This window comes from Actinokineospora sp. UTMC 2448, from assembly GCF_024760565.1.
GTDB classification, from domain to species: domain Bacteria; phylum Actinomycetota; class Actinomycetes; order Mycobacteriales; family Pseudonocardiaceae; genus Actinokineospora; species Actinokineospora fastidiosa.
On sequence record NZ_CP031087.1, the window covers coordinates 1988298 to 2001501 of the forward strand.

Here is a 13204-nt window from a genome sequence, read left to right on the forward strand (position 1 = left end):
GAGGAGACCGGTGGCCAGCAACCCGTTCGACGACGAGTCCGGCACGTTCTACGTCCTGGTGAACGCCGAGGAGCAGCACTCGCTGTGGCCGACGTTCGCCGCGGTGCCGGAGGGCTGGCGCGTCGTGTTCGGGGAGGCCTCGCGCCAGGACTGCCTTGACTACGTCGAGCGGGAGTGGACCGACCTGCGGCCCAAGAGCCTGCGCGCCTGAATGGGCCTCCTGCGGCGCACGGTCGCCCGCAACGGCGGCAGGCTCTGGCCGGGAACCCTGCTGATCTGCCTGTTCCAGGCGTGTGAGGCGTTCGCGCCCGTGCTGATCGGCTACATCATCGATCAGGTCATCGCGGGCGGGGACGGGCTCGGCCTGGCGCTGTGGATCGGCGGGCTCGCCGGGCTCATCCTCGTGCAGACCTCGATGTACCGGCTGGGCGCGCGGCTGCTCATGCTCGCCATCGCGCACGAGAGCCACCGCCTGCGCGCCGAGGTGACCGAGCGCGTCCTCGACCCGCGCGGCATCCGCACCGACATGCGCGCGGGCGAGCTGCTGACGGTGTCGAGCACGGACACCGACAACACCTCCTACCTGCTCGACTACATCCCGCGCGTGGCGGGCGCGGTCACGGCCACCGCCGTCGCGGCCGTCACGCTGCTCTCGATCGACGTCGTGCTCGGCCTGGCCGTCCTCGTCGGCACGCCGGTCGTCCTGCTGGTCCTGCAGGTCGGCTCGCCCGCGATCACCCGGCGGGTCGCCGCCCAGCAGGAGGTCGCGGGCGAGGCGGCGGCGCTGGCGACCGACCTCGTCAGCGGCCTGCGCCCGCTGCGCGGCATCCGCGCGGAGGACGCCGCGCTGCGCCGCTACCGCGAGGTGAGCGGGCGGTCCCTGCGCGCCGCCGTGCGGGCGGCGGGCACCCAGGGCGGCTACCTGGCCGCGTCCAACGCCCTGTCCGCGCTGCTGGCCTGCGGGATCGCCCTGCTGGCCGGGTGGTTCGCGGTGCGCGGGGAGATCACCGTCGGCGAGTGCATCGTGGTGATCGGCCTGGCCCAGGTGCTCATCGAGCCGTTCGGCGTGCTGGCGATCGTGCCGGGCTGGGTCGCCGAGGCGCGCGCCTCGGCAGACCGTGTGTCCGCCGTCCTCACCGCGCCCACGTTGGTCAAGCCCGGTCCGGTCGACCGCGTCGAGAACGTCGAACTCACCCTGTCCGGGGTGTCCTACCGGTCGCTGGACGGCCTCGACCTCACAGTCCGCCCGGGCGAGTTCGTCGGCGTCGTCGTGCGCGGCCCCGAGGACGGCGAGGCGCTGACCGCCCTCCTCGCGGGCCGGGCCGCCCCCGACACCGGCGAGGTCCGCCTCGGCGGCGTCCGCGTCGACACCCTCGACCTCGACCTGGCCCGCGCGACCGTGCTGGCCGAGCCGCACCACACCGACCTGTTCACCGGCACCCTGGCCGACAACCTCGGCCCGGCCGCCGACGCCGACCTGTCCCGCGCGCTGGCCGCGTCGGCCGCCGACCAGGTGGTCGCCGACCACCCCGACGGTCTCGACCAGCTGGTGGCCGAGCGCGGGACCACGCTCTCCGGCGGCCAGCGCCAGCGCATCGCCCTGGCCCGCGCGCTGCTGGCCAACCCCCCGGTCCTGGTGCTGCACGACCCGACGACGGCGGTGGACGCGGTGACCGAGCACGCCATCGCCCACGGCGTCCGGGACCTCCGCGCCGGGCTGTCCACGGTGGTGGTGACCAGCAGCCCCGCCCTGCTGTCGGTCACCGACCGGGTGGTCATGATCGACGGCGGCCGGGTCGTGGCCGAGGGCGTCCACCAGGAACTCGGCGCGAGCCACGAGTCCTACCGCGCGGCGGTGCTGCGGTGAGCGCGCTGCCGGTCGCGTCGCCGCGGGCCACCCGGTCGTGGCTGTGGGCGCGGCTGCGGGAACGACCGGGCGAGGTGGGCGCCGCCCTGCTGGTCGGGCTGGCCGGGGCGGGCGCGCTCGTCGTGCCGCCGTACGCCCTCGGCGTGCTGATCGACCGGGTGAGCGGCGGGGGCGCGATCGCGCCGATCGCGGTGGTGATCCTGGTGGCCGCGGTCGTCGGCGGGCTGGCGTCCGGGCTGACGGCGTACCTGGTGGGCAGGCTCGGCGGACGGGTGCTCGCGCACGCCCGCGAGGCCACGGTGGCGCGCGTGCTGACCCTGCCCGCCACGACGATCGAGCGCACGGGCAAGGGCGACCTCCTGTCGCGGGTCAGCGCGGACGTGGCGACCGTGGGCAAGGCGGCGTCGGACGTCATCCCGACGGTCCTGTCCGCGTTCCTGCTCGGCGTGATGAGCCTGGCCGGGATGGCGGCGCTGGACTGGCGGCTCGGCCTGGCCGGGCTGGTCGCGGTCCCGCTCTACGTGGCCGCCCTGCGGTGGTACCTGCCCAAGGCCGCGCCCGGGTACGCCGAGCAGCGCGCCGCGGTGGGGGAGCGGTCGCGGCTGATGGTGGAGAGCATGCAGGGCGTGCGGACCGTGCACGCCTACCGGCGGGAGGCCGAGCACCTGCGGCGCATCGACGCCGCGTCGGCGCACTCGCGCGACATCTCCGTGCACGTGTTCTCGTACTTCACCCGGTTCGTCACCCGGGTCAACATCGCCGAGTTCGGCGGGATCGCCGCGATCCTCGTCGCCGGGTTCCTCCTGGCCCGCGCGGGCGCGGTGACCGTCGGCGAGGTGTCCGCCGCGGCCTTGCTGTTCCTGCGGCTGGTCGGCCCGGTCTCGATGCTGCTCTACACCTTCGACGAGGTGCAGTCCGCGGTCGCGAGCCTGGCCCGGCTGGTCGGCGTGATCGGCCTGCCCGGCCAGCCGGAGACCGCGTCGGCGACGGCCCGGCCCGTCGACGCCGGGCTCGAACTCGCCGACGTGCGGTTCAGCTACGACGGCGGCACACCCGTCCTGCACGGCGTCAGCCTGCGCGTGGAACCCGGCGAGCGGGTGGCGCTGGTCGGCTCGACCGGCGCGGGCAAGTCCACTGTGGCCGCGATCGCCGCAGGCGTGCTGCGTGGCCGCGAGCTGACCGGGAAGGTGCTGCTCGGCGGGGTCCCGATGGCCGACATCCCGACGGAGGCGCTGCGCGGGCAGGTGGCCATCGTCAGCCAGGAGACCCACGTCTTCGCCGGTCCGCTCGCCGCCGACCTGCGGATGGCCCGGCCGGACGCCGCCGACGACGACATCGCCGCCGCCCTGGGCGTGGTCGGCGCGCTGGAGTGGGTCCGCGCCCTGCCGGATGGCTTCGCCACCGTCGTCGGCGAGGGCGGGCACGACCTGACCTCCGCGCAGGCCCAGCAGCTGGCGCTGGCCCGGCTGGTGCTGCTCGACCCGCCCGTCGCCATCCTGGACGAGGCGACGGCCGAGGCGGGCAGCCTCGGCGCCCGCGCGTTGGAGGAGTCCGCGCGCGCGGCCACCGAGGGGCGCACCACCCTGGTCGTCGCCCACCGCCTGACCCAGGCAGCAGGCGCGGACCGGGTCGTCGTCCTCGAACACGGCCGCGTCGTCGCCGAGGGCACCCACGCCGACCTGGTCGCCGAGGGCGGCCACTACGCCCGCCTGTGGCAGGCGTGGGAGGCCGACACCGCGACCTGACCCGCTATCGCCGTCGTGCGGGCTGGACGCGGCGTGGCGGCGGGACCGGCGGGCGGGCGCCCGCGCCGAGCAGGCCGAGGACCGTGCGGGCGATGCCGGACGCGTCGAGTCGGTGCCCGCGCAGGACCTCCGGCCTCGGGCCCGGGGGCAGGAACGCGGCGGGGAGCCCCAAGGCGTGCGCGGGGGTCGTCACGCCCGCGTCGGCGACGGCCTGGGCGAGGCGAACCCCCACGCCGCCGACGCGGGTGTTGTCCTCGACGGACACCACCAGGCGGTGGGAGTCCGCGAGGGCGACCAGCGCCGGGTTCGGCGGACTGACCCAGCCCGGATCGCACACCGTCACCCCGACGCCCTGGTCGGCGAGCTTCAGGGCGGCCCGCACGGCGGTGACCGCCATCGAGCCGACCGACACGAGCAGGACGTCGCGGGCGGTGGACTCGTGCAGCACGGCCAGTCCGTCCCGTTCGCGCACCGCGGGCACGTCGGGGCCGGTGGCGCCGTCGGGGAAGCGCAGCACGGTCGGGCCGTCGGCGGCGACGGCATCGGCGAGCAGCGCGCGCAGCCGCCGCGCGTCCCGCGGCGCGGCGATCCGCAGCCCGGGCACGGCCTGCAGCAGCGACAGGTCCCACATCCCGTGGTGGCTCGGCCCGTCGCCCCCGGTCACCCCGGCGCGGTCGAGCACGAGCGTCACCGGCAGGCCGTGCAGCGCCACGTCGAGCAGCACCTGGTCGAACGCGCGGCTGAGGAACGTCGCGTGCATGGCGACCACCGGGTGCATGCCGCCCATCGCCAGCCCCGCCGCGCACGCCACCGCGTGCGGCTCGGCGATGCCGACGTCCAGCACCCGGTCGGGGTAGGCCTCGGCGAACGCGGTCAGGCCGGTGGCGCGCTGCATCGCCGCGGTCAGGCACACGATGTCGGGCCTGCGCGCGCCCAGGTCGAGCAGCGCGTCGCCGAACACGGAGGTCCAGGTGGGACCGGCAGGGCCGGGGCCGGGGGGGCGACACGGCGTGCATCCGGTCGACGGCGTCGTCCTCGGCGGGCGGGTGGCCCCTGCCCTTCGTCGTCACGCAGTGCACGAGCACCGGACGGCCCATCGACCGCGCCTTGCCCAGCGCCTCCTCCAGCCTGCCGATGTCGTGGCCGTCCACCGGTCCCACGTACGACAGGCCCAGGTTCTCGAACACCGAGAGCCGGAAGTCGCCGCCGTGCTCGCGCAACTGCGCCAGGTGCGCGCCGACCGCGCCGACGGTGGGCGCGTACGAGCGGCCGTTGTCGTTGAGCACGATCACCACCGGCCGCCCGCCGACGGCGAGGGTGTTCAGCGCCTCCCAGCTCATCCCGCCGGTCAGCGCGCCGTCGCCGACGACGGCCACCACGACGCCGCCCGAGCGCCCGCGCAGCGCGGCAGCCCGCGCCAAACCGTCCGCATAGGACAGCGCGGTGCAGGCGTGCGAGTTCTCCACGAGGTCGTGCGGCGACTCGGCGCGGCTCGGGTAGCCGGAGAGCCCGCCCGGCTGGCGCAGCAGCGGGAAGTCCCCGCGCCTGCCGGTCAGGATCTTGTGCACGTAGCTCTGGTGCCCGGAGTCGAACAGGATCGCGTCGCGCGGGGAGTGGAACACCCGGTGCAGGGCGATCGTCAGCTCGACGACGCCGAGGTTCGGGCCGAGGTGCCCTCCGGTGCGCGAGACCGTCTCGACCAGCAGCGCGCGGATCTCCTCGGCCAGGCCCGGCAGCGCGCAGGCGGGCAGGGCGCGCACGTCGTCGGGGCGGTGGATCCTGTCCAGCGTCGAGCCGGCCGAGACCCGGGGATCGGTGGCGGTCATCACGGGCCTTCCGAAGGGGGAGGAGATCGGCGGCAAGTCGATTCCCTGTGGACGTTGTCGGCAATCCACCCGAAAGGGCTTGATCGATTCCTGACCGCGCAATGGCGTCGGCATAAGCCGGTCGGATGGAAAGATCGCGGGCTTCACTCGTTCGGTGGGCGAATCGATCAGTCGATTTCGCGACGACCAGCCCGGATAACCGCTGATCACCTTGCGGCACTACCGGTGATCCGCTGTCCTGCCAGCTCTTTCGGGCGGTCGGGGCGGCACGGAGCGTGCCGAGGGGACGGGTCGGCCACCCCTTTCGGACGAGCGGAACCCGCCATCGAATGGTCGGAAACCGGTGGCCGTGTTTTGTTTCCCGGGACGCGTCGGGCGGTGTTAGCGTCATGGCGGGTTGGGAATCGCGCGCGAAATGCGCCGGAGGGCCGATGGCGGCCACCACCCCGCTCGCACCGGCGGGAACGACTCGCACCCCGCACGCCGACCGGTCTCACCACCCGCGGCCGTCATCCGCGACCGCACGCCACGAGCAAGGGAGCAGAGATGATCAGGAAGGCCCTGGCCGTCGCCGCGGTCGCCGCGCTCGGCGCGGCGCCCGCGTCCGCGCAGACCGAGCCGCAGCACACTGAACCCGCTGGCGGGCCATCGGCGCCGGTGCTCTTCCTCGGCACGCAGGACTTCTGCGAGCAGGCCGGGCTGCTCGGCCAGGGCCTCGGACTGCTCCCCGAGGGCGGATGGCAGTGCCAGGACGGGCTGATGTCCGCGGCCCCGCCCGCCGCGATCGTGCCCGCCATCGGCCCCTGACCCGCGCCCTCCGCGAAGGGAACCCGCCATGGCCGTGCCGCTGACCGAGCCCGCGCCGACGGCGACCGGCGAGTGGGTGCAGGTCGACCTCGCCGCGACCGCCTGCCAGGTCCGGCTCGTCTACCCGGAACTCGCCCCCGTCGTGCGGGAGTGGCTGCGCGACCGGGTGATCACCGAGTTCTTCTTCACGCACAAGCCGCCCGGCCTGCGGGTGCGCTTCGCCGTGTCCGGGGAGGACGCCGCGGCCGTGCGCACCGAGTTCCTGGTGCGCGCGCTGCGGTGGCGGTACGCGGGCCTGATCTCCGACGCCCGACCCGCGCCGTGCACCCCGGAGGGGTCCCGGTTCGGCGGCCCGGCCGCCATGGCCGCCGTGCACCGGCTGTTCACAGTGGACGCGCTGACCTGGCTCGACTTCCACTCCCGGCGGACCGGGACCCCGGCGTGGCGGCTCTCCCTGGCGATGCTGCGCCACGTGGTGCCCGAGGGCGTCGACACTGCCGTCTGGCCCGCGGTGGCCGCGGCGGGCAGACAGCGTCCGGCGCGCGCGCCGGACACCGCGCTCGCGGCGGCGGGCCTGCGCGCCCTGTGGCGGAGACCGGCGGACCTGCGCGCCGCCCTGCCCCCGGCGACGCTGGCCCTCGCCGACCGCCACGCCGTCCTGATCGACCCGCTCGTGCCGCGCTGGCCCGCCACGCCCGAGGCGCTGGCCTGGTACGTGATCTTCCACTGGAACCGGGCCGCCCTGCGCGTCGGCACCCAGATCCTCATCAGCTCGGCGCTCGGCGCCTCGACGGGTGAGGCGGGGAACGGCGATGTGCGCTGACTACCTCCCGACCGGTCCGGCCTGCCTGCTGCGGGTGGCGGGCGTGCCCGCCGCCGCCCTCGCCGAGTTGGGCGCGCCCGAGCTGTTCGACCGGCTCCGGGCGCACCTGGACGCGGAGTCGGGCTACCGGCGGTTCGCCAAGGCGCTCGCGCTGCGCGTCGGCGACGAGCTCATCCCGCACCCCGAGCTGACGCCCCCGCTGCGCGGCCTGGCCATCACCGTCACGCGGACGCTGCGCCGAGGCGACCTGGTCGACGAGCAGGCGTGCCGGAGGCTGGCGGTGCTCTCCGTGGCGGTCGGCATGGGGGAGGCGCTCGCCGAGAGCCTGCTGCGCGCCGGGGACCGGGCCGAGGGCCTGGCCGCCGCCGAGCGCGACCTCGCCGCCGCCGTCGCCGCCGAGCAGGACCGGCTGACCGGCCTGCCGTGGCGGATCATCACCGCGAGCCCGGCGCTGACGCGCATCATGACCGAGACCGCGCCCGAGGCCGTCGCCGAGATCCGGGCGCGGCTCGCCGACGGCCAGCGGTGGGACGCCAAGCGGCTGCGGCAGCGCGGGGACTACCTGCTGCGGCTGATGGCCCGCTCGGCGTTCAAGCCGACCCCGCGCGGGTGGCTGGGCCAGGTGGCGCTGGTCGACGTGCGGCCCGGTCCGGGGGAGCTGCGCGTCGGGGCGCACGCGGTGCACACGGTCGCCGACATCCAGGACGGGCGCCGCGCCCTGGCCGCCGCCGACGAGCTGCCCGACGCCTGGCTGAGCATGACGGGCCTGCACTGGGTGCGCGGCGACCGGCTGTGCTGCTGGGTCGACGACCAGGCGGGCCTGCGGTTCGTGCGCGTCCGGCGCACCCCGGCCGTGGACGCCGTGCGGCGCGTGCTGGGGCACACCGCGCTGCGGACGCCGACCGTGCTGGAACTGCTCGCCCCCGACCCGGACCGACGCGCGGTGACCCGGGACTTCCTGCGCCACCTGGTGCACCTCGGCGTCGTGCAGGTGTCCGAGCCGCCATCGGCGCGGCTCGACGGCTGGAACGAGCGCCCGCGCCGCGCCGACCGGCCCGGGTTCGTCGACGTCTACCGGCGCGGCGTCGGGCACGTCTCGCTGACCGACGCCGGGCGGTTGGGCGAACTCGTCGCGCAGGCGCGCAGGCTGGCCGCGGTGCTGGCGCCGAGCCCGCCGCGACGTCATCCCATCCTGTCTCTTGTGGACAGCAGGCCGCGGCCGGTCACCCAGGTCGTCGCGGAGTTCCTGGAGCACGAGCCGCCCAAGCGCTCGGCGCGCAGGGCGACTGCGTGGCCCGCGCCGCAGCCGGGCACCTCGTACGCGCGGCTGTGCGACTGGCTGGCTGAGCAGCCCGGCGACGAGGTCGACATCACCGCCGACGTGCTCGACGCGATCGGCGCGCCGCCCGCTGCGCCGCCCGCCTGGCCGGTGGACTGCCTGATCCGGCCGATGACCGACGGCCGGGACGTGCTGGAGGCGGTCATCCCCGCCGGTGTCGCCGACGCCCGCTTCGCCGAGGCGCTGGGCCGCCTGCACGGCCGCGTCCCGCAGGTGGAGGGCTACCGCGCGTTCCTGGCCCACACGGCGGCGCGCTGCGGGGCGGAGCCGGTGGAGGTCCTCGTGCCCCCGCAGGGGGAGCGCGGCGCCAACACCGTGCGCCGCCCGCGCTACACGTCCACGTGGACCGGCGACGCGGACCCGTCGGCCTACCTCGTCGAGCGCATGGGCCGGTATCTGCCGCTGCGGAGCATCACCGTCCGCGAGTCCGGCGGGCGGATCATCGCCGAGGACCCGTCCGGGCGCAGGCTGTGGCCGATCCACCACGCCACCGGCGCGGCGCCTCGGCCGTGGGAGGCCGTGCTGGCCCTGCTCACCGCGGCGAACCCGGTCGCTGAGCTGGTGGCCCCGTTCGCCGTCGGCGACCCGGCCATGGCCTTCCCCGATCGCGCGGTGCGTCCGAGGATCGTCCTCGGCGGCGGGCTCGTGCTCGCGGGCCGGACCGCGCTGGTGCCCCGCGACCGCCTGCCCGCCCCGGGCGCGCCGCTCGCGGCGCGGGTCAGGGAACTCGCCCGGCTGCGAGCGTGGACCGGCGCGCCGCGCTGGAACTTCGTGCGGGCGGCGGGCGGGCGCCGCCCGCTGCCGATCGATCTGGACAGCGTGGGCGCCCTGCGGGTGGTCGACCGGCTGCTCGCCCACCCCGAGGTGACCGAGCTGGCGCTGGAGGAGATGCTGCCCGACCCCGACCACCTCCCGGTGCGCGACGAGCACGACGCCCGGTTCGCCGCCCAGCTCGTGGTCCGGCTGCCCTGCCAGGCCGACCCGGCCCGACTCGCCGAGCGGGCAGCACGGGCGCTGCGCCGCGCGGAGCCGCTGGTGGTCGCGTCCTGACCCCCGAAGCACCACCGGAACCGCCGGTGCGACGAGTGAAACGAGGCAATCATGCGATCGCCGCTCGAACAGTCCGAACTCGACGAGCTGGTCGACCAGCTGGACACCCAGATCACCGAGGTCGCGGCGGACGACGACATCGCGGCCCTGTCCGGCCTGCTGTGCGGCCTGGACGACCGCGATGACGACGGCTGCCCCCACTGGCACTGAGGGGCGCGGCCCGGAGGGAGCGCTGATGGCGGGTCCGCAGGCCGAACGCGCCGTGCCGGACGACGCCGCTCTCCTCCTGGACGCCGCTCTCCTCCTGAACGTCGTCGGCGAGCGCGGCGCGGCCCGCCGCGCTCGCCGCCCTGGTGCCCGACCCGGCCGCGGGCCGGGCCTGGCTGCGCGGGGCGGTCGCCGCCGCGTCGGGCACCGCTCTGTCCGGCGGCCTGGGCGGCGTCGTCGCCGGACCGCGACCGCTCCCCGGCGCCGACTCCGCGGCCGATCGCGCCGCAGCGGTGCTCGCCCAGGCCGCCACGCGCCGCCGCCGTCGGCTCCACCGACCACGACCTGGTCAGCGGGCCGTCGGGCGGCCTGCTGGCGCACCCGGTGGGCTCGATGCCCGTCCTCCCCGCACGGCTGGCCCTGGTCGCGGACCACCTCGCCGCCCTGGCCGACGCCGACCCGGCGGGCCTCGGCGGCCACCGCGGCCATCCCGTGCTCGGCTGGAGCCAGGACGAGATAGTCACCCGCCTCGCGGGCCCGCACGCCATGCTGAGCCTGGCGGTCGCGGAGCCCGCCGCGGTCCGACCCAGGCGACCTGGCTGGCCGCGCGGGCGACCACCGACAGCCGAGGCATCCGCACCTGGTCCGCCCGCGGCCGGGGCGAGCCGGGCACCCTGGACCGCGACCCGATCGCTGGGCGACGAGGGCGCGGCGTTCCGCGCGATCGCCGTCGCGGCCCTGGGCCTCGCTCTGCGCCAAGTGCCACCTGGACGACCTCGGTGTCTGCCACGGCAGGCCTGCTTCTGGTCCCCGGCTGGCTTGCCGACCACATCCACGGCCGTCCCGACAAGGTGGTGCGGATGGGCGGCATGACCCCGCGGACGGGCACCCGGGGCGTCCTCACCGCCAAGCTCACCGTCCACGGCCGCGACTGGCTGCGCAGTCTCGCGCTGACCTGAGCGGCTTGACCCTTGACCCGTGCGCCCGCGCCGCCCTATCGTCCTCTTTTAGTTAGACATACTGCCTAATTAAAGGGGAGGCGGGAGCATGAGCCACCAGGCGGGGTCCGCTCGGATGCTGCGGGAGATCAACGAGGCCGCGGCGCTGGGCCACCTGCTGGACGGCGGCCCGCTGACCCGGGGCGACCTGTGCGCGCTCACCGGGCTGGCCAAGCCGACGATCTCCGAGGCCGTGCGGCGGCTGGAGGAGGCCGGGCTGGTCAAGGTGGTCGGCCGCACCAGCGGCGGCCGCGGCCCCAACGCCGACGTCTACGGCGTGAACCCCAACGCCGCCTACGGCGCCGCGGTCTCCCTGCGCGCGCGGGACTCCACGCTCGTCACCGCCCTCTGCGACCTGACGGGCGAGGTCCGGGCGCGGGTGGAGACGCCGGTCGACTTCGCCGCGACGGACCCGGTCGACGCCATCGCCGACGTGGTGGCCGCCGCCTGCAAGCAGGCCAGGGTCGCCGTCCGCCGCGTGGTCCACGTGCAGCTGGGGGTTCCCGGCTCCTACCACGAGAACGCCGGGGTGATCCGCTACGTCGACGTGCCCGGGTGGTCGCGGCCGGGCCTGGTCGAGGAGATCCGGGCGCGCCTGCGCACCGGGTTGAGCGTGGACAACGACGTCAACCTCGCCGCCGTCGCCGAGCGGTCGCACGGGATCGCCGAGGACGTGGAGGGGTTCGCGCTGCTGTGGCTGGGCGAGGAGGGCCTCGGTCTGGCCATCGACCTCGGCGGCAGCCTGCTGCGCGGCGCGCGCGGCGGCGCAGGCGAGATCGGGTACATGCCGGTCGGGCTGCCCGCGGAGGGCACCGTCCACGACTTCCACGACCTCGTCAGCGGCCAGGCGGTCCACGAACTGGCCGCGCGGCACGGCATCGCCGCCGACACCGGGTACGCCGCCGTCGCCGCTGCGGTCGAGGCGGGCGCGCGGGCCTTCATCGATGAGCTGGCGCTGCGCATCGCCGTCGGGCTCGCCGCGGTCATCGCGGTCCTCGACCCGCCGCTGGTCGTGCTCGCGGGCGAGGTCGGCCACGCGGGCGGCGCGGAACTGCACAAGGCCGTCGGCGCCGCGCTGCGCGAGCTGTCCGTGCTGGACACCGCGGTCGCCTCCACCGGCGTCACCGAGGACCCCGTGCTGCTCGGCGCCATGAACACCACGCTCACCGCGGTCAGGACCGCCCTGCTCGACCGCGGATAGTCCCCACACCCACCGGAGGTCCCATGGCACCCCGCCCCGCCCTGCTCGCCGCCGCCGCGCTCCTGCTCGCGGGCGCCTGCACCCCGGGCAGCACCGAGACCGATGACGTCGCGCCCTCGGGTGGGCAGGCGACCGGGACGGTCGACTTCTGGCACTTCTTCACCGCCCGCGAGGCCGCCGCCGTCGAGGCGGCGGTGGCCGAGTTCGAGCGCGCGCACCCCGGCGTGGACGTGCGGATCACCGCGGGCCAGGACGACGCCAAGGTGCTGCAGGCGATCTCCAGCGGCAACGGCCCCGACGTCGCCCTGTCCTACTCCACCGACATCGTCGGCAAGTTCTGCTCCGGCAACGCCTGGCGCGACCTCACGCCCTACCTCGAGCGCGACAAGGTCGACCTGGAGCAGTACCCGGAGACCGTGCGCTCGTACACGGCCTACCAGGGCAAGCGGTGCGCGATGCCGTTCCTGGCCGACGTCTACGGCCTGTACTACAACAAGGACCTGCTCGCCGAGGCCGGGTACACCGAGCCGCCCCGGACGATGACCGAGCTGGCCGACATGGCCAAGCGGCTCACCAAACGCGGGGCGGACGGCACCATCGAGGTCGCCGGGTTCGTGCCGCTGCTGAACTTCTACGAGCACACCCCCTCGCACGTCGGCCCGTCGTGGGACCTGCAGTGGCTCACCCCGGACGAGCGCTCGGCGATCGGCGGCGACCCCGACTGGGCGGCCATGCTGAAGTGGCACAAGGACCTCGTCGACTGGTACGGCTACGAGAACCTGCAGAAGTTCACCGCGGGCCTGGGCGACGAGTGGAGCGCCGACAACGCCTTCCACAAAGGCAAGATCGCCATGGCGGTGGACGGCGAGTACCGGGTGGCGTTCCTGCGCGACCAGGCGCCCGACATCAAGTTCGGCACCGCTGCTGTCCCGGTCCCCGACACCGCGCTCGACCGCCACGGCGCGGGCTACGTCACCGGGAACATCATGGGCGTCGCGGCGAACTCGGACAACCCGGAGGCGTCCTGGGCGCTGATCAGGCACCTGACGACCGACACGAACGCGATCGTCAGCCTGAGCAACGCGATCAAGAACGTGCCCACCACGCGCGCCGCGCTCGCCTCGCCCGCGCTGGAGGCCGACCCGGAGTTCCAGACGTTCCTGGACATCTTCGCCCACCCGCGCACCGCGACCACCCCGCCGAACGCGGCCGGGCCGAAGTACATCGAGCTGACCCAGGAGTACGTCAACGCCTACCTCTCCGGCCCGGGCGGCGATCCGGCTGCCGGGCTGCCGGACCTCGACAAGCGCATCGACCAGGCGCTCGACCTCGGCCGCTAGC

General features: G+C 75.5%; 11 protein-coding genes and 1 pseudogene. 11 read left to right on the forward strand and 1 reads right to left on the reverse strand.

Annotated features, from left to right (window positions below; all coding sequences use genetic code 11):
- The first annotated feature begins 10 nt into the window (after positions 1-10).
- The 3 genes from Actkin_RS09465 to Actkin_RS09475 are packed head-to-tail and all read left to right on the forward strand — an operon-like array spanning position 11 to position 3612.
- Positions 11-211, forward strand: a complete 201-nt coding sequence (locus Actkin_RS09465) for an MbtH family protein (protein ID WP_189213060.1) — start codon at positions 11-13, stop codon at positions 209-211.
- A complete protein-coding gene (locus Actkin_RS09470) occupies positions 212-1867 on the forward strand; it encodes an ABC transporter ATP-binding protein (protein WP_258906743.1) in 1656 nt (551 codons plus the stop codon).
- A complete protein-coding gene (locus Actkin_RS09475) occupies positions 1864-3612 on the forward strand; it encodes an ABC transporter ATP-binding protein (protein WP_258906745.1) in 1749 nt (582 codons plus the stop codon). The genes Actkin_RS09470 and Actkin_RS09475 overlap by 4 nt, the downstream gene beginning before the upstream one ends.
- 4 nt (positions 3613-3616) lie before the next feature.
- Here the strand turns inward: Actkin_RS09475 and Actkin_RS09480 are convergent.
- A pseudogene (locus Actkin_RS09480) lies at positions 3617-5372 on the reverse strand (1-deoxy-D-xylulose-5-phosphate synthase).
- Here Actkin_RS09480 and Actkin_RS09485 point away from each other — a divergent pair.
- The 8 genes from Actkin_RS09485 (at position 5293) to Actkin_RS09520 (ending at position 13203) form a co-directional block, all read left to right on the forward strand.
- Positions 5293-5532 (forward strand): hypothetical protein, encoded by a 240-nt coding sequence (locus tag Actkin_RS09485; RefSeq protein ID WP_258908104.1) that lies wholly within the window; start codon positions 5293-5295, stop codon positions 5530-5532. The pseudogene Actkin_RS09480 and the gene Actkin_RS09485 overlap by 80 nt on opposite strands.
- A 452-nt stretch (positions 5533-5984) precedes the next feature.
- Positions 5985-6245 carry a hypothetical protein gene (locus tag Actkin_RS09490; protein ID WP_258906746.1) on the forward strand — a complete coding sequence of 87 codons (261 nt, stop codon included), beginning with the start codon at positions 5985-5987 and terminating at the stop codon, positions 6243-6245.
- 28 nt (positions 6246-6273) lie between these two features.
- Positions 6274-7068, forward strand: a complete 795-nt coding sequence (locus Actkin_RS09495) for a thiopeptide-type bacteriocin biosynthesis protein (protein WP_258906747.1) — start codon at positions 6274-6276, stop codon at positions 7066-7068.
- Complete coding sequence (locus tag Actkin_RS09500) at positions 7058-9457, forward strand: lantibiotic dehydratase family protein (RefSeq protein ID WP_258906748.1); 2400 nt, start codon at positions 7058-7060, stop codon at positions 9455-9457. Before Actkin_RS09495 ends, Actkin_RS09500 begins: the two co-directional genes overlap by 11 nt.
- A gap of 51 nt (positions 9458-9508) precedes the next feature.
- Entirely contained in the window at positions 9509-9667 is a 159-nt protein-coding gene (locus Actkin_RS09505) for a hypothetical protein (protein ID WP_258906749.1), read from the forward strand.
- A 776-nt stretch (positions 9668-10443) separates the two neighbouring features.
- Positions 10444-10623 (forward strand): hypothetical protein, encoded by a 180-nt coding sequence (locus Actkin_RS09510; protein ID WP_258906751.1) that lies wholly within the window; start codon positions 10444-10446, stop codon positions 10621-10623.
- Between the two features lie 88 nt (positions 10624-10711).
- Entirely contained in the window at positions 10712-11863 is a 1152-nt protein-coding gene (locus Actkin_RS09515; RefSeq protein WP_258906752.1) for an ROK family transcriptional regulator, read from the forward strand.
- Positions 11864-11886: 23 nt separating this feature from the next.
- Positions 11887-13203: an ABC transporter substrate-binding protein gene (locus tag Actkin_RS09520; RefSeq protein ID WP_258906753.1), complete on the forward strand. Its 1317-nt coding sequence runs from the start codon at positions 11887-11889 to the stop codon at positions 13201-13203.
- The last annotated feature ends 1 nt before the right edge of the window (position 13204 follow it).

What these genes read in the sequence shown, in the direction of transcription:
- Actkin_RS09520 (WP_258906753.1), top strand. Translation starts at nt 11,887, where the DNA reads ATGGCACCCCGCCCCGCCCTGCTCGCCGCCGCCGCGCTCCTGCTCGCG.
- Actkin_RS09495 (WP_258906747.1), top strand. Translation starts at nt 6,274, where the DNA reads ATGGCCGTGCCGCTGACCGAGCCCGCGCCGACGGCGACCGGCGAGTGG.
- Actkin_RS09500 (WP_258906748.1), top strand. Translation starts at nt 7,058, where the DNA reads ATGTGCGCTGACTACCTCCCGACCGGTCCGGCCTGCCTGCTGCGGGTG.
- Actkin_RS09515 (WP_258906752.1), top strand. Translation starts at nt 10,712, where the DNA reads ATGAGCCACCAGGCGGGGTCCGCTCGGATGCTGCGGGAGATCAACGAG.
- Actkin_RS09470 (WP_258906743.1), top strand. Translation starts at nt 212, where the DNA reads ATGGGCCTCCTGCGGCGCACGGTCGCCCGCAACGGCGGCAGGCTCTGG.
- Actkin_RS09490 (WP_258906746.1), top strand. Translation starts at nt 5,985, where the DNA reads ATGATCAGGAAGGCCCTGGCCGTCGCCGCGGTCGCCGCGCTCGGCGCG.
- Actkin_RS09505 (WP_258906749.1), top strand. Translation starts at nt 9,509, where the DNA reads ATGCGATCGCCGCTCGAACAGTCCGAACTCGACGAGCTGGTCGACCAG.